Annotated in this window: 14 protein-coding genes; 4 read left to right on the top strand and 10 right to left on the bottom strand. The window is 70.3% G+C overall.

Features of this window, described 5'->3' with window-relative positions; translation table 11 throughout:
• Positions 1 to 228: 228 nt before the first annotated feature.
• Positions 229 to 681, top strand: a complete 453-nt coding sequence (locus ACWC21_RS38755; protein WP_450889205.1) for a pyridoxamine 5'-phosphate oxidase family protein — start codon at positions 229 to 231, stop codon at positions 679 to 681.
• Between the two features lie 93 nt (positions 682 to 774).
• Here the strand turns inward: ACWC21_RS38755 and ACWC21_RS38760 are convergent, their stop codons facing one another.
• From ACWC21_RS38760 to ACWC21_RS38775, 4 genes are all read right to left on the bottom strand, one after another.
• Positions 775 to 1686, bottom strand: coding sequence for a universal stress protein (locus ACWC21_RS38760; RefSeq protein WP_450889207.1), 912 nt, complete (start codon positions 1684 to 1686; stop codon positions 775 to 777).
• A 127-nt stretch (positions 1687 to 1813) separates the two neighbouring features.
• On the bottom strand, positions 1814 to 2563 hold the full coding sequence (gene pflA, locus ACWC21_RS38765) for a pyruvate formate-lyase-activating protein (RefSeq protein ID WP_450889136.1): 750 nt from the start codon (positions 2561 to 2563) through the stop codon (positions 1814 to 1816).
• On the bottom strand, positions 2560 to 4821 hold the full coding sequence (gene pflB / locus ACWC21_RS38770) for a formate C-acetyltransferase (protein ID WP_450889138.1): 2262 nt from the start codon (positions 4819 to 4821) through the stop codon (positions 2560 to 2562). Before pflB ends, pflA begins: the two co-directional genes overlap by 4 nt.
• A 176-nt stretch (positions 4822 to 4997) precedes the next feature.
• Entirely contained in the window at positions 4998 to 5438 is a 441-nt protein-coding gene (locus tag ACWC21_RS38775; protein ID WP_450889140.1) for a pyridoxamine 5'-phosphate oxidase family protein, read from the bottom strand.
• Positions 5439 to 5610: 172 nt separating this feature from the next.
• Here ACWC21_RS38775 and ACWC21_RS38780 point away from each other — a divergent pair, with 172 nt between their 5' ends.
• A complete protein-coding gene (locus ACWC21_RS38780; protein WP_450889142.1) occupies positions 5611 to 6006 on the top strand; it encodes an STAS domain-containing protein in 396 nt (131 codons plus the stop codon).
• A 502-nt stretch (positions 6007 to 6508) separates the two neighbouring features.
• On the opposite strand, the gene ACWC21_RS38785 is transcribed toward ACWC21_RS38780, so the two are convergent.
• Positions 6509 to 7291 carry an alpha/beta fold hydrolase gene (locus tag ACWC21_RS38785; protein ID WP_450889144.1) on the bottom strand — a complete coding sequence of 261 codons (783 nt, stop codon included), beginning with the start codon at positions 7289 to 7291 and terminating at the stop codon, positions 6509 to 6511.
• A 135-nt stretch (positions 7292 to 7426) separates the two neighbouring features.
• Between ACWC21_RS38785 and ACWC21_RS38790 the strand changes: the two genes are divergently transcribed.
• The gene (locus ACWC21_RS38790; RefSeq protein WP_450889146.1) at positions 7427 to 8068 is read left to right on the top strand and encodes a TetR/AcrR family transcriptional regulator; all 642 of its coding nucleotides are present in this window, start codon (positions 7427 to 7429) and stop codon (positions 8066 to 8068) included.
• A 172-nt stretch (positions 8069 to 8240) separates the two neighbouring features.
• Here the strand turns inward: ACWC21_RS38790 and ACWC21_RS38795 are convergent, their stop codons facing one another.
• Together ACWC21_RS38795 and ACWC21_RS38800 are read right to left on the bottom strand one after the other, a co-directional pair.
• The gene (locus ACWC21_RS38795) at positions 8241 to 8924 is read right to left on the bottom strand and encodes an MFS transporter (protein ID WP_450889148.1); all 684 of its coding nucleotides are present in this window, start codon (positions 8922 to 8924) and stop codon (positions 8241 to 8243) included.
• 176 nt (positions 8925 to 9100) lie between these two features.
• Positions 9101 to 10537 carry an FAD-dependent monooxygenase gene (locus tag ACWC21_RS38800; protein WP_450889150.1) on the bottom strand — a complete coding sequence of 479 codons (1437 nt, stop codon included), beginning with the start codon at positions 10535 to 10537 and terminating at the stop codon, positions 9101 to 9103.
• A gap of 115 nt (positions 10538 to 10652) precedes the next feature.
• Here ACWC21_RS38800 and ACWC21_RS38805 point away from each other — a divergent pair, with 115 nt between their 5' ends.
• A complete protein-coding gene (locus tag ACWC21_RS38805) occupies positions 10653 to 11618 on the top strand; it encodes an Lrp/AsnC family transcriptional regulator (RefSeq protein WP_450889152.1) in 966 nt (321 codons plus the stop codon).
• Positions 11619 to 11793: 175 nt separating this feature from the next.
• On the opposite strand, the gene ACWC21_RS38810 is transcribed toward ACWC21_RS38805, so the two are convergent.
• The 3 genes from ACWC21_RS38810 to ACWC21_RS38820 all read right to left on the bottom strand — a co-directional run bounded on the left by ACWC21_RS38810 (position 11794) and on the right by ACWC21_RS38820 (position 15005).
• On the bottom strand, positions 11794 to 13062 hold the full coding sequence (locus ACWC21_RS38810; RefSeq protein ID WP_450889154.1) for a hypothetical protein: 1269 nt from the start codon (positions 13060 to 13062) through the stop codon (positions 11794 to 11796).
• Positions 13063 to 13245: 183 nt separating this feature from the next.
• Positions 13246 to 14448: a CU044_5270 family protein gene (locus ACWC21_RS38815; RefSeq protein WP_450889156.1), complete on the bottom strand. Its 1203-nt coding sequence runs from the start codon at positions 14446 to 14448 to the stop codon at positions 13246 to 13248.
• Positions 14445 to 15005 (bottom strand): RNA polymerase sigma factor, encoded by a 561-nt coding sequence (locus tag ACWC21_RS38820; RefSeq protein WP_450889158.1) that lies wholly within the window; start codon positions 15003 to 15005, stop codon positions 14445 to 14447. Before ACWC21_RS38820 ends, ACWC21_RS38815 begins: the two co-directional genes overlap by 4 nt.
• Between the last annotated feature and the right edge of the window lie 107 nt (positions 15006 to 15112).

Here is a 15112-nt window from a genome sequence, read left to right on the forward strand (position 1 = left end):
ACCAGTGCGCACCGGCGAACCCGCGCATGCCGATGCTCGACGACATGCAGGAGATCATGCGCACGGCCTACTCCTGGGGCACGCAGGGCCGACCGAACCCGGACAAGGGCCGAACGGCCCTGGCGTGAAGAGCTCCGGTGCCGTTCCAATGACCTGATGAGCCTGGCCGTGGCTCCCAGCCGGGTGCCACGGCCGGGCAACCACCACGTCACCGTACGGAAGCCCGCCATGACCACCGACACCGCTCAGGACCTGCCTGCCGGGCCGCGCCGGAGCATCGAGCTGGACAGTGACGAAGCCCTGCGGCTGCTCGGCAGCGTGTCCCTCGGCAGGATCGTCTTCACCCGCCACGCGCTGCCGACCGTCCGCCCGGTCAACCACGTCCTGGACAACGGCGATATCGTCATCCGCACCCACGAGGGCGCGGCCCTCACCGCGCGCGCCGGGCAGGCCGACGGCCAAGGCGTCGTGGTGGCCTACGAGACCGACGCCATCGACCCCGGCACGCACCTCGGCTGGAGCGTGGTGGTCACCGGTTACGCGCGCCTGGTGACCGACCCGGATGAGCTGGCCCGCTACCAGGCACTGCTCAACCCGTGGGTGCACCGGACCATGGATTACGCGGTGCGCATCCGCCCGGACCTGATAACCGGCGTCCGGCTCATCGCCGACGACGCCTGAACGCGATCCGGCTGCACAGCGGTGCGGCGTGAGAACCCTCAGGTTCCCACGCCGCGTTCAGCGGTTGCCGGCCCCGTTTCGCCGGGTCGCCCGTCAGTCGTGCGGGACCACCGCGACCGGTGCGGTGGCGTGGTGCAGCACCGCGTGGGTGACCGGGGCGATGACCACGCCGATCGCCGTCCGGCGTCGGCGGCGGCCGACCACGACCAAGGACGCGTCGCGCGAGGCCTCCACGAGGTGCGAGCCGGCCTTGCCGACCACGGCCTGTTCCGTCACCTCGACACCGGGGAACTTGTCCCGCCAGGGCTCCAGCGCCTCGGTCAGGCAACGGTGCATCTCCCCGGTGAGTTCGTCGTGCAGTTCGGCGTTGAGGTCGCCGCCATTGTCGTAGTAGGGCAGTTCCGGGCTCCGGCCGTGGACGACGCGCAGCCTCGCGGCACGCTGCGAGGCCGCTTCGAAGGCGAATGCGATCACGGCATCGTTCGGAGCCGAAGAGTTGAGGCCCAGGACGACGTCGCGGAACGGTGCGGCCCCGGATCCGGTCGCACCAGGCTGGTGCTCGTCCTCGGGGCGCAGGCCGCCCCGAACGAGGACGACAGGCCGTCGGCTGCCGGCCACGACCGCGGCGGCGACGGACCCGACAAGGAATCCGGCCACGCTGCCCAGGCCGCGAGAGCCCAGTACCAACAGGTCGGCCGTCCCGGCCGCGCCGAGCAGGGCGGGCACGGGCTCGTCGGTGAGCCGGTCGGTGGAGATCTGCAGGCCCGGGTGGCGCCCCGCGATCGTCGCCTCGGCCTCCCGAAGCATGCGGTCCGCCCAGCGAATCCGCTCGTCCGGGCTCACGGACGGCTGGGGTATCTCGCCCAGAGACACGTACGACTGCCGTCCGAGGGCGTGGACCAGGCGCAGCGGTGCATCGCGGCGCAGGGCCTCCCTGGCTGCCCAGTCGGCGGCGGTCAGGCTTTCCGGGGATCCGTCCAGACCTGCGGTGATGGTGCGGGGCATCTCGGCCTCCTTCGAAGTCACGAATCCAGTGTCGAGGCCGGGCACTTGGGAAGGGAGAGGTCTCAGGTCCCTCTGTGGAGGCCGGGTGGCCCACTCTGGGGTGAACGTGCGGCGGAGATCGGCCGGTTCACAACGCCCGCAGCCCGTGCTCCCGGAACTGCTCGCGCACGCGCTCCGTCAGGTCCGGAGACGGAACGGGTGTGGCGCGCAGCGGGAAGTCGATGCCGAGGGCGTCGTACTTGTGGGCGCCGAGTTTGTGGAAGGGCAGGACGTCCACCCGGTCGACGTTGCTCAGCCCGGCCAGGTAGGCGCCGAGGCCGTCGACGGCGGACGGGTCGTCGGTCCAGCCGGGGACGAGGACGTAGCGGACGTGCACGGGGACGCCCAGCCGGTCCAGGCGGGTGGCGAAGCTGAGGGTGGGCGCCAGCCGGGCGCCGGTGAGCTTGCGGTAGGTGGTGGCGTCGAACGCCTTGACGTCCAGCAGCACCAGGTCGGTGTCGGTGAGGAGTTCGTCGGAGGCGCGCGCGCCCAGGAAGCCGGAGGTGTCCAGCGCCGTGTGCAGTCCGGCCTCCTTACAGCGGTGCAGGACGGAGCCGGTGAACGCCGACTGGAGCAGCGGCTCCCCGCCAGTGATGGTCACCCCTCCCCCGGCCGCGGTCAGGAAACCCCGGTACTTGCCGATCTCCGCCATGACCTCGTCGACCGAGGCCTCCCGCCCGTCGCGCATGTGCCAGGTGTCGGGGTTGGCGCAGTACAGGCAGCGCAGCGGGCAGCCGCTGAGGAACAGGACGAACCGGGTCCCGGGACCGTCCACGCCGGTGGACAGGTCCCAGGAGTGCACCCGGCCGGTCGCCACGGCCGCCGTCGTGACGTTCACAGCGCCCCGTGGAAGGTGCGGCTGATCACGTCGAGTTGCTGTTCACGCGTGAGGCGGACGAAGTTGACCGCATAGCCGGAGACCCGGATGGTCAGCTCCGGGTACTTCTCGGGGTGTTCCATGGCGTCCTCGAGCGTCGCCCTGTTCAGCACGTTGACGTTCATGTGGAAGCCGCCGAAGGTCATGTACCCGTCGAGGATGCCGACCAGGTTGCCGGCCCGCTCCGTGGGATTGTGGCCCAGTCCCTCGGGCGTGATGGTCGTGGTCAGGGAGATGCCGTCGCGGGCCTCCTCGTACGGCAGCTTCGCTACCGACAGGGCCGATGCGACGACTCCGTGCCGGTCCCGGCCGTTCATCGGGTTGGCGCCGGGCGCGAAGGGCTGTCCGGCACGACGCCCGTCGGGGGTGTTGCCGGTGTGCTTGCCGTAGACCACGTTCGAGGTGATGGTGAGGACCGACTGGGTGTGCTCGGCGCCACGGTAGGTGGGGTATTGGCGCACCTTCGCCATGAAGGACTCCACCAGGTCGACGGCGATGCCGTCGGCGCGGTCGTCGTTGTTGCCGTACGCCGGGAAGTCGCCCTCGGTGCGGAAGTCGACAGCGAGTCCGGTGGCGTCCCGGAACACCTTCACCCGAGCGTACTTGACGGCGGACAGGCTGTCCGCGGCCACCGAGAGACCGGCGATCCCGCAGGCCATGAACCGGTGCACCGGGTAGTCGTGCAGCGCCATCTCCAGGCGTTCGTAGGCGTACTTGTCGTGCATGTAGTGGATGACGTTGAGCGCGTTGACGTACGTCCGGGCCAGCCAGTCCAGGACGTGGTCGAAGGCCGCGCTGAGTTCCTCGTAGTCGAGGTACTCACCGGTCAACGGGGGCGTGGCGGGGGCGACCTGTTCACCGGTCATCTCGTCACGGCCACCGTTGACCGCGTAGAGCAACGCCTTTGCGAGGTTGACCCGTGCGCCGAAGAACTGCATCTGCCTGCCGACCGCCATGGCGGAGACGCAGCAGGCGATGGCGGTGTCGTCCCCGGTCCGGGGGCACATCAGGTCGTCGGACTCGTACTGGACGGCGCTGGTGTCGATGGAGACCTGGGCGCAGAACTCCTTGAAGCCGTCGGGCAGCCGGGGCGACCAGAGCACGGTCAGGTTGGGTTCGGGGGCGGGACCGAGGTTGTAGAGGGTCTGCAGGAATCGGAAGGACGTCCGGGTGACCAGGGTCCGGCCGTCGGCGCCCATACCGCCGATGGACTCCGTCACCCAGGTCGGGTCGCCGGAGAACAGGGCGTCGTACTCGGGTGTGCGCAGGAAGCGCACGATCCGCAGCTTGATCACGAAGTCGTCGATCAGCTCCTGTGCCCGGGTCTCGTCGATGGTTCCGTCCGCCAGGTCCCGCTGGAGGTAGACGTCGAGGAAGGTGGAGGTGCGGCCGAGCGACATGGCAGCGCCGTTCTGCTCCTTCACCGCAGCCAGATAGCCGAGGTAGAGCCACTGCACGGCCTCCCGGGCAGTGCCGGCGGGGCGGGAGACGTCACAGCCGTACAATGCCGCCATCCGCGTCAGCTCGTCCAACGCCCTCACCTGCTCGGCGAGTTCCTCCCGGTCACGGATGACCTCGGTGGAGGACGCACAGGCGTCGAGCATGGCCCGCTCGGCCTTCTTGGCCTCGATCAGACGGTCCGTGCCGTAGAGGGCCACGCGCCGGTAGTCACCGATGATCCGGCCGCGTCCGTAGGCGTCCGGCAGTCCGGTGATGACGCCTGCCTTGCGGGCGGCGCGCATCTCCGGGGTGTAGGCGTCGAAGACGCCGTCGTTGTGGGTCTTGCGGTAAGTGCCGAAGACCTTGGTCACGAACGGGTCGGGCTCATAGCCGTACGCCCTCAGTCCGTTCTCGACCATCCTGAGACCGCCGTTCGGCATGATCGCGCGCCTCAGCGGGGCGTCGGTCTGCAGACCGACGATCAGCTCGCGGTCCCGGTCGATGTAGCCGGGGGCGTGCGAGGTGATGGTCGACGGAGTGGCGGTGTCCACGTCGAGGATGCCCTTGCGCCGCTCCTCGGGGAACAGGGCGCTGACCTTGTGCCAGACGGCGAGCGTGCGTTCGGTCGGGCCGGCCAGGAACTCCGGGCCGCCCTCGTAAGGCGTGTAGTTGGCCTGGATGAAGTCGCGTACGTCGATCCCCTCGCGCCAGCCCCTGCCGGCGAAGCCACGCCAGGCATCGGCGGGAGCGTCCACGTCGGGACGGGTTGCCACGGTCATCACTGCCTCCGCATCGTTCGCGACACCGCACACGGACACCTTCCGTGTGCGGCTCCACTGACGATGCTCCTCGCGCACCCCGGACTGGGACAGGGCCTGCGGGAACCCGTCGCCGTGCCGTCCGGCCCTGCATCGTTGGGCCTTTCGGGCCAGGTCGCGGTCTGGACGTCCAGCGGTCAGGCGGAGAGGCGCAGGCCGTACATCGTGCGGCCCCCGGCGAGTTCGCGCCCGGTGACCAGTGCAGGCTCGATGCGCACGAAGACCTCCTCGGGCGAGGGAGCCCAGGAGCGCGGACCGATCCGCTCCAGGCGTGCCGCCTCGGCCGGTTCCGTCACCATCTCGGCCCGGCCGGTGACGACGACGCTCCAGCCGGAGTGCGCGTCCATGTCGGCCGAGTCTGCCTCGAAGGCGACGACCGCGCCGTCGACTGCGCGGGCCAGCTCGGAGGTGGCCGGGGTGCGCAGCAGCACCGCTCCGTCGGCGTCCAGGCCGAAGTTGACCGGCACGACCGCGGGCAGCGCCTGGCGCGTGTAGACGACACGGCCGATGGGAGCCGTCGCCAGCAGGCGCAGGCACTCATGACGACCGAGTTCGCGGAAACCATCGTTCGAGTACATGAGTCAGCCCGTCTTTCGCCCGGTGGCGGGATCACACTCCATGCTGAGCCGCCGGCAGCCCGCGGGGAGAGGGCTACGGGTCCCACCCCGGCCGGAGAGAGGCCCGAGGAAACGCGGCGGCGAAGGGGGGCCGGACGGCCCTTCCGGCACGCCCATCGGCCCGGGTTTCCTCATGACCATGGTCGCAACCCTCATCACATCCGCACCCCGCCACACCGAACGTGTCGTCGGCGGGACGACCGTCGTGGAACTGAGCGGTGAGATCGACATCCTCACGGCACCGTCCCTCGGGGCGCGCCTGGACGATCTCACGGCCGCCGCCCTCCCCGACCTCGTAATGGACCTTCGCGCCGTGTCCTTCATCGACTGCGCCGGACTGAGGGTGCTGTGCCACGCGCGGAACAGGGTCATGGAACGGCACGGTCGGCTGCGTCTCGTCACTGACAGCCACCAGTTCCTTCGTGTACTGAGCGGTGCGGGGCTGGTTGGCGTGTTCGAGATCTACGACCGCCTGCCCGAAGCCCTGACTGCCGTGCCCGGCGGGATTCTCACCGCTGCGACGGGCTGACAAGACCTGGGCGAGCCGCCCGCACACCACACAGGGATGAAGTCTCAGCACCCGTACGGACATGATGTCCCGCGTGCCGCGACGGTGATGGGCAGGGTGGCCTCTGCCAGGGTCCGCTGGATGGCCTCCGATGGCGCCACGCACAACGGAATGACGCTGGTGACCACCGAGAAGAAGGCCGGCTCCACGGTCAGGGTCTGGATCGACGCCCGAGGGAAGGGGCCTTGCACGGCGGCCGAGCGATGTGAGGGGGGAGAAATCTTCCCCCGTTTGCTTTGCTCAGAGGGGGTATGGCTGACCACTTCGCCGCGCGTCGACGGGGACGTGACGGTGGATCAACGGTCGGTGAGTGGAGGTCCGTCATGAGGGCCATGAGTTCCTGAGCGCTGTCCCTACGTCGTACGCGCATCTGCGCTTTCCGTCTCGCCGACCGCATCTCGCTTGCAGCGGCCGGGATCCTCTCCCCTTGCCGGGAGGAAACACCCTGCGCCTGGTCGAGCTCTCAGTTGCGCGCGAGGAAATCACTGATGAGCTTGAGCCACTCCTCAGGGCGCTCGACGAACGGCAGGTGGCCGGTCGGGAGTTCGGCGACCTCGGCGGCGGGGATGGCGGCGACGAGTTCCCTCTGCAGAGCCGGGGAAACGAGTGGGTCGGCGGTGGTGACGACGACGAGTGTCGGTACCGCGATGCCGACGAGGTCGCCGCGCACGTCGACCCTTCGGACCAGGTCGACCTGGTCACCGGTGCCGGCGGGAACGGCGAGAGCGAGCTGTTCGGCGGCGGCCTGAACCTGAGCGGGGGCAAGGGCGTTCAAGGCCGCGGCGCTCAGCGTCATCAGGCTCAGGTACTCGGCGAGGACGGAGTGCTGACCGGATTCGAAGAGCTGGTGCCAGACGGAGGCCACGAGGCCGGTGCGGGTGTCGGTGTGCGCGAAGGTCGCGCTCAGGACGAGCGAGCTCACCCGTTCGGGGTAACGCGCGGCCACGCGGATCGCGACGGGCCCACCGAGTGAGTACCCGCTGACCGCGAAAGTCCCGAGCCCCTCGGCGTCGGCCGCCGCGACGAGCTGATCGGCCAACTCGTCGACCTCCAGGGGACTCTGGGCCTTCGGGGTGGCGCCCGCGCCGGGGTAGTCGACCCCGACGACGGTGTGCCGTGCGGCAAGCCCCTCCATGATCGGCCCGTAGTTGGCCTCGATGCCGCCGCCCGCACCGTGGGCGAGGAGGAGGCCGGGCCCGGTGCCGCGAACCGTACGGGCGAAGGCGGCGGATATCGGCATGGTCATCGGGGTTCCTTTCGTGACGACGGCGGTCGGCGCGGTCCGACCGGCAAGCAAGCTTTAGCGGTCACTAAAGCTGCCGCACCCGGGACGATAACAGAGAGCTTTAGCGTTCGCTACAACCCGCGTTAGACTGCGTTCATGAGCAGCGGACACCCGGCGGCCAAGGCCGCCCCCAAGCGGAGCCGACGCGCCTTCGACCGCGACCAGGCCCTGGCCGCCGCCCTGCACGAGTTCTGGACGCACGGTTACGAGACCACGTCCGTCGCCTCACTCACCGGGGCGATGGGGATCAACCCACCGAGCCTGTACGCCGCCTTCGGCGACAAGCGGCAACTGTTCGACGAGGCCGTCCAGCTGTACACGCGCACCTATGGAGCGAGGCTGCGGCAGGACTTGGACGCCCGCTCGGCCGTCGCCGCGTTTCTGCGACACCTCGCCGCCGACTACACCGACCCGAGCCACCCGCCCGGCTGCTTCATCATCACCGGGGCGACCAACTGCGCCCCCGGCTCGCAGGACGTGAAGAACAAGCTGCGCGCGATGCGTGAGGAGACCAAGGCTTCGATCGCCGCCCGCCTCCGCATCGACATCGATACGGGACTGCTCCCCGCCGATACGGACGCCGACGGGCTGGCGGCCTTCTACGCGGCGGTCATCCAGGGGATGAACCAGCAAGCATGCGACGGGGCGACGCGGGAGACATTGGATCGAGTGGTCGACGCGGCCATGGCTGCCTGGCCGGACACACCACCCCGGACAGGGTCGGCATCGCCGTCCTGACCCCTCCCGGCAACCGCGCCGACACGGGCAGCTTCAGTCCAGCGTTCGTTCTCCGCACCTGCCGCGGCAGGACCGTGGAGAAACCGAGAGCCCCGGTCGGCGACGTACAGGCGGGCGTCAAAGGGCGTGGCGTGTGTTCGTCGACGAGGCCGACCGGGGACAGACGCCCGCTCTACAAGTCGGTGCGACTCCGCGTGGTGAAGACCTGGACCTCGTTCACCTGACCGTCCACCGCGCAACCCCGCAGGAACGCGGGAAGCAGTCCGAAGAGGATGCCGGCCAGGCCGAGGCTGATGGACCAGCCGGCGCCGACCCGGTCCGCGGCCACCCCGGCCAGGAACGCTCCCACGCCCTGCGCCGTCGCGTTCATCGATCCGGCGATTCCCATGCCGCGGCCGCGCTGGTCGCCGGGGAGCAGGTCGACGAAGGAGGACGCCGCGACCACGGTCAGCGCGGCCCACATGGCTCCGCTGAAGCCGAAGGCCAGGATGATCAGAAGGGGGTCGCCCACCTTGAAGACCAGCAGCAACGGCACGCACGGCGCCAGGCAGGCCACCGGGAAGATCCGCGCGTACCGATCCGCGGTCACGTACCTGGCGAAGACCGCCGGCGCCACCACGGGGAACAGACCCTCCGAAGCCATGAACAGCCCGGCCCAGCCGCCGCCGAGCCCCAGCTCGAACACCAGTGGTGCGGCGAGCGCCTTGGGCGCGGTGAGGAACACACCGGTGACGGTGGACAGCAGGATCGCGCGCCGCGTCCGCGACCGCCAGATGAACCCGAACAGCCCGCTCTCCTCGTCACCGAGCGATGGTTCGCGCAGCGATCGGTGCCCGGCTTTGGCGGGGCGTCTCACAGCGCCTCGGTACGGGGCTGACCGCAAGGTTCGCGGGAAGGGACGCTCCCCGGGGACCCTTCTTCATGTGCGTGGCAACGCGCCGAAAGCCGCGTGCGAAGCACGAGAGTTGTCGCCATGGGCGCCCACTGATGTCCACCAGTCTCTCCACGACGGCCGGTTTCCCGTGCGTCGGCTCAGAAGGGCTCGCCGAACCAGCGGTCGAGCGCCGGTTCCAGGTCATCCGCGCCGGCCCAGCACACGTAGCCGTCGGGCCGGATGAGCATCGGCTCTGTGTCGGCGCCCTGGCCCACCCGGTCCACCCGGTCGGACCAGGGGGCGGCGACCTTGGCGAAGGTGTCGGCCGGGTCCAGCAGGATGCCGTGCCCGGACCGCAGTAGTTCGTGCACCCGGGCCGGGCCGAGGTCCAGGTCAGGTGCGGGTCGGCCGACAAGCGCATGGGATTCGCTGCCCGGCATCGGGTAGCGGACGGACATCCCGGACATCAGTTCGGCGAGATAGTGCTGTACTTCCGGCAGTTGGGCCATGGCCGTGAATGTCTCCCGGGCAGCCAGCACGTCAGGATCGCAGGTGCCGGCCCAGTCCATCAGCAGGCTCTGGGCCCGGACGTTGCGCAACACGGCGGCCCCGACCGGATGCCGTTCCGCGTGATACGTGTCGAGCAGGTTCTCCGGTGCCCAGCCATGCACGGCGGCACCGAGTTTCCAACCGAGGTTGAGCGCGTCCTGTATCCCGGTGTTCATGCCCTGCGCGCCGAGCGGAAGGTGGACATGGGCGGCATCGCCCGCCAGGAACACCCGCCCGTGCCTGTACTGCTCGACCTGCCGTGACGCGTTGGTGATACGGCGGGCGTAACGCAGTTCGAGCAGTTGCACCCGCGATCCGAACACGGTGCTCAGGCCGTGGCGCATCTCCTCCTCGGTGACCGGGACCTCCCTGGGCAGTGACTGGCCCGGCCCGCCGAGGACCAGTCGTCGCAGTTGCCTGCCCTGCGGATCGGTGCCGAGCGGGAACAGTGCCGCCCAGTGCCCGTCCTCGCTCCAGGTGTGCGACAGCGGCTGGTCGACGCCGCTCAGCCGCACGTCGGCCGCGATGATCGTCAAGGTGCCGGGCTGGCCGGGAAACCCGGCCCGCAGCAGCGATCGTACGGTGCTGTGGGCTCCGTCGGCGGCGACGAGGTAACGGGAGCGGAGGGTCTCGCCGCTGGTGAAGGTTGCGGTGACCTCCTTGTCGTCCTGGGTGAGGCCGACCAGTTCGTGGTCCCGCCGGACGTGGAGGCCGTGCGCGTCGAGGTGCTGCTCGAAGAATCCCTCGATCACCACCTGGGGCACGGACCGCCATGGCAGCCGGTGCCTGTTGGAGTGGAGCGGGAGCGGGATACCGGCGAAGTGGCCGGTGGTGACGGGGTGATCTCCGGTGGCCAGCAAGGGCTCCAGCAGCCCTCGTTGGTCGAACGCCTCCAGTGTGCGCGACTGCACGCCGCCTGCCTTGGACAGGTCGCTGCGCTGCGACAGCTTGTCGACCAGCACGGTCGACACCCCCGCCAGCAGCAGCTCGTTGGCCAGCGTCATTCCGGTCGGGCCGGCGCCGACGATGAGCACATCGGTGTCCATGGACTCTCCTCTGTCTGTGTTGATCAGGACAGAAGCAACGCTCTGTCGCCCGAGCCATCTGGGCCAGAGACCGGCTCGATTGCGTTGGTATCTGGCACTGTCTAACCTCAGCTCGGTGGAATCCGACTACGACGAGCTCGATCGTCGGCTTGTGCACGCCCTGCAGATCGACGGCCGTGCCCCGTTCAGCACCATCGCCGAGGTTCTCGGCGTGTCGGATCGCACCATCGCCCGCCGCTACGCCCGGTTGCGGTCGGCCGGGGCGGTACGAGTGCTGGCCGGAGTCGACTCGACCGCGCTCGGCGCCACCCTGTGGTTCCTGCGGGTGCGATGTGCGCCCGCCGCGTCGCTCCCGGTCGCCGAGGCGCTGGCCAGACGCCCCGACACGTCCTGGGTGAGCCTCAGTTCCGGCGGCACCGAGATCACCTGCGTGGTCCGTACCGAGAGCGAGGCGGACAGCGAGGCACTGCTGCTGGCCAAACTCCCCCGCACCCCGCGCGTGGAGGGCGTGACCGCGCACTGCTTGCTGCATGCCTTCTACGGCGGTCCGGACAACCTGGTCGGAAAGCTCGGGTCGTTGGACACCGAGGCGATCGAGCGGCTGCGCCCGCCCCCAGTACCGCGACGACGGGGACCTGTGCGGTTCGACGACGGTGACCGCAAGCTCCTCGCCCTGCTCGCTACCGACGGCCGGGCCGGGTTTGAGCAGTTGGCCGCAGCGACTGGCTGGTCGCCGACGACGGTCCGGCGCCGGATGACGGAGCTGCGCGAACACGGACTGCTCTATCTCGACATCGACGTCGACTGGCGCATGTTCGGCGTGCACGCCCGAACCCTGCTCTGGCTCTCCGTCGCCCCCGCACACCTGGAGGAGGTCGGTCAGGCCCTGGCCGGGCATCCAGAGATCGCGTTCGCCGCCGCCACGACCGGCCCTACCAACCTGTACGCGACTGTGGTCTGCACGAACCAACAGGAGCTGTACCGCTACCTGACCACCCGGGTCGCCGCACTCCCCGCCATCACGAACATCGAAACGGCACCCGTGATCAGGACCGTCAAGCAGGCAGCGAACCAGGCTTAGCAACCGGCCCGGCCCCCGGGTGTTTCGATCGCGCAAAGCACACTGCCTGTCACCAGGTGAGCACGCTATCTGTCTCCTGCAGCGCGCGAAGTGTCGAAGCACCATTGGGCCACAGGCGGTCATCGCGCGAGGAGCGAGGACCGGGTTCCGGCACGCCTTCCGGCTGATCCGCCTGTCAGCCGATCCCGCGCGAAACCACCAGACCGCACGCGCCCGACGACGTGTTCTCGCAGGCGGTGTCTCCCGCGGCCAGTACGCCGCGAGTGCCGGGAACACCGTCGATACCGAGGATCGAACTGCCCGCCCTGGTCGTGATGTCCTCGGGCAGCTGCTCGTCGGTCCAGGAGGCGCCGTCCCATCGGGAGAGCACCGTGTGGCTGCTGCCCACGGGCCAGCCCGCGATCCACACCTTTCCCGAGCCGTCCACGCCCGCGGCGTTCACCTCGTCGACGTCGGGCAAGGAGATCGGCTGCCAGGTGCGGCCGTCCCACTGTGCGGCGAGCAGTCCGCGGGGCACCCCGCCGTCGTTGGTCTTGCCGAACACCTGGACCGTTCCGCGTTTCGTCGTCACGATGTGGTTGGCCACCCAGCCGACGTCGTACTTCCTGGGCACGGGGATGGTGTCCACCGTCCAACGCCTGCCGTCGAAGTGGTAGAGCAGGGGCGTCGCGGTGCCGCCGGCGTCGGCCTCGGCGGTGACCCACACGTCGTCGGGGCCGGTTCCCGTGATGCTCCAGGGCTGTACCGGGGCGCCGTTCGGTGCCGGAGGAAGAGCAGTCCGCTGCCAGGTGCGGCCGTCCCAGTGCTCGAGCTGCGCGGCGTTCGCGTTCGTCACCGGGTTCCAGTCCGCGGTGGTCAGCCACACGGAGTCCCGGCCGAACGAGGTGAGATCGCCGACGAAGCGGAGCCAGCCCTCGGCGGGTGCCGGACGCGGTACCCGATTCCACCGGGTGCCGTCCCAGTGCTGGAGCACGATCGGGCCGGCGGTCGCGGGAGGCGCGGCGGCGCCACCGCGGAACCGGCTCGCCGGGGAGCCGGGCAACCGGGCCGCGAGGCGGTCCGGCATCCGGACCGCGGACGCGGAGCCGATCTGCACGTCGGTGTACGTCCCGGCGGCCCAGGCGTCGTCGGGGCCCGAGGCGGTCACCGCGTCGAACTGCGTGGGTCTGCCTTCGGTCGCCGCGGGCCGGACATCGCTCCACCGCCTGCCGTCCCAGTGCTTGACCAGCGGGCTGGTGGAGAGGGAGTCGTCCACCGTTCTGCCGACCGCCCAGGCATCGGTACCGGTCCTCGCGTCGATGTCGAAGAAGTCACCCGACTGCGCCTGGGAGAGCGGTAACGCGACCTTCCAGGGCGTCGGCGCAGGGGCCTTCGTCGCGGGCAGCGCCTGGGCGGCCCACGGTGTGGCGAGGGCGAGGGCACAGGCCGCGACTGCGGTGGCCACGCGGGCGCCGCGTGAGGTGGACCGTCGTACAGGGGTTGTCATCAAGTCGTGCCTTTCGCAGGTGTGTACCCGTGACGGACCCGCCGGTCTCCCACGCGTCCCGGGCCGCCGAGGCGACCAGGGGGATGGCCCTCCGGCGAGGGGCGGGTGGTCCGGCGGTGCCGGGCCCGCGGGGAGGGAAGTTCAGTGCCGGGCGTTCTCCGGAACGGTGATCTGCCGCTGCGCCCATTCCATCCGGGTGGTCGCCGAGTAGGACACGACCGTGCCGGCGCCCAGCCCCGCCTGCCGCGCGGTGGCCGACGGTTCGGCCATGACGGTGAGTTCAGCGAGCAGAGCGCCGGTGGACCGGTTCACGACCAGCCGCTGCTCGACACTCCCCAGCGGGGTCTGCGCGTCGTCGGGGAGCGTGATGGCGATGCCCCTGCGTCCCAGCGGGTCGGTGGCGGAGTTCTGGACGCGGATGCCCGGCAGGTCAGCGAGCAGGCGGTACGCGGCGGCCCGGGTGCCGGGCTTCACCGGCATGGTGATGAGATTGCCCGCCTGGCGCAGCATCCAGGCCGTACGGGCGCCGCTGGTCTCCGCGTCGCCCTCCCGCTCGTACAGCCGCTCCAAGTGTCGGCGCAACCGTGCGCTGTCGGTGGGCAGTTTCCGCAGATCCTGGTAGGAGACGTTGTCCGGGCCGATGGCGTAGATCTTGTCGTCGCTGTCCGTGCGCATGACCATGGGCCGCCCGGGTCCGATCCTGAGCGCGACCTTCATCCGGCCGTCAGTGTCTGCCGGGCTCTCCACTTGTCGCGGTGAACCGGCTGCCCGCCAGCGTTCCTCGTCCGCCGCGGTGCGGGGCCGGGTCTCGGCGTCCAGACCGCTGACCATCAGGCTCCGGGTTCCCGGGCGCACACCCACCGACCACTCCGAGGTCGCGGTGCTCCGCACGGCGAAGCGCCGCCCCGGCTCGCCGACGACGTCCACGTTCTGCGACCGCGTCGTCACCCGCCAGTACGTTCCTTCGGCAGCCGCAGCCTCCGCCGCCCGCGCCACCCCCAGCAGTTCCATACGGCCGGCCGGCGCCGTCGCGGTGGCGGACGGCGGGTGTGTGCCCGCCTGCGCACTCGTGGTTCCGCGCGAGTCCTGCTGGACGAGAGTGCCCGCGACGACCGCGGATGCCGCGGCGGCCGCGACGGCTCCGAGCGGCAGGAGCCGGGGAAGCAGCCGCGTCAGGGGGCGTCCGGCGGACCTCTCCTGCGCCGCGGCCATGATGCGCGACAGGTCCTCGTGCTGCCGCCGGGAGCCCGCCAGCAGGGACGGGTCCAGCTCGGCGGGCCGGGCGTCCGCCAGCGTCCTCATGACGTCGTGACGCTGCGCGGACCGTGGGTGGGTCTTCCTCACGTGAGTGCTCCTTCGCGGTCAGTGCGGCCGTCGGTGCGGCGCGCTGCCGGTGCGGGTGGTACGGACACGGCCTCCAGGGCCCGTTCCAGACGGCGACGGGCCCGGTGCAGCCGGACGGTCAAGGTCGCGGCGGGGCAGCCCAGAACACGTGCGGCCTGCTTGGGCGCAAGTCCGTGCCAGGCGATCAGGGTCAGCAGTTCCCGGTCGGAGGGGGACAGGCTCGCCAGGGCCTGGAGCGCTGCCTCGCGATCGCTCACCCCCATGGCCACGTCCTGCGCCTCGGTCAGGGCGCCGCTGTTGATGCGCTGTGCCTCCTGTGCGGCGAGGGCGTACTGGCGGCTGTCCCGGCGGCGCAGCTCCCGCACCAGGTTGCGGGCCACTCCCAGGAGCCAGGGCAGCGCGGGCTGCGGAACGTCCCGTATCCGCCGCCAGGCAACGGTGAAGGTCTCGCTGGTGATGTCCTCACCGACCTGTCGTCCCACCTGGCTCGTGGCGTAGGCGAGTACGCGCGGATAGCACTCCTCGTAGACGTCCCGGAAGCGTTCGGCTTGGGTCACGCGCCGTCTCCTCGTATCGGCTCTGTCACCGAGAAATGTGCGTGCCGGTCGAGTTATTACAGGCCAAGCAGAAATCCGTGACGACGGCCTCCGCGACGGCTCGGCTC

This window comes from Streptomyces sp. NPDC001348, from assembly GCF_053597535.1.

Coding starts and splice junctions, on each gene's coding strand:
- ACWC21_RS38760 (WP_450889207.1), bottom strand. CDS start 1,686: ATGCCCCGCACCATCACCGCAGGTCTGGACGGATCCCCGGAAAGCCTG.
- pflB (WP_450889138.1), bottom strand. CDS start 4,821: ATGACCGTGGCAACCCGTCCCGACGTGGACGCTCCCGCCGATGCCTGG.
- ACWC21_RS38780 (WP_450889142.1), top strand. CDS start 5,611: ATGACCATGGTCGCAACCCTCATCACATCCGCACCCCGCCACACCGAA.
- ACWC21_RS38800 (WP_450889150.1), bottom strand. CDS start 10,537: ATGGACACCGATGTGCTCATCGTCGGCGCCGGCCCGACCGGAATGACG.
- ACWC21_RS38790 (WP_450889146.1), top strand. CDS start 7,427: ATGAGCAGCGGACACCCGGCGGCCAAGGCCGCCCCCAAGCGGAGCCGA.
- ACWC21_RS38775 (WP_450889140.1), bottom strand. CDS start 5,438: ATGTACTCGAACGATGGTTTCCGCGAACTCGGTCGTCATGAGTGCCTG.
- ACWC21_RS38755 (WP_450889205.1), top strand. CDS start 229: ATGACCACCGACACCGCTCAGGACCTGCCTGCCGGGCCGCGCCGGAGC.
- ACWC21_RS38785 (WP_450889144.1), bottom strand. CDS start 7,291: ATGACCATGCCGATATCCGCCGCCTTCGCCCGTACGGTTCGCGGCACC.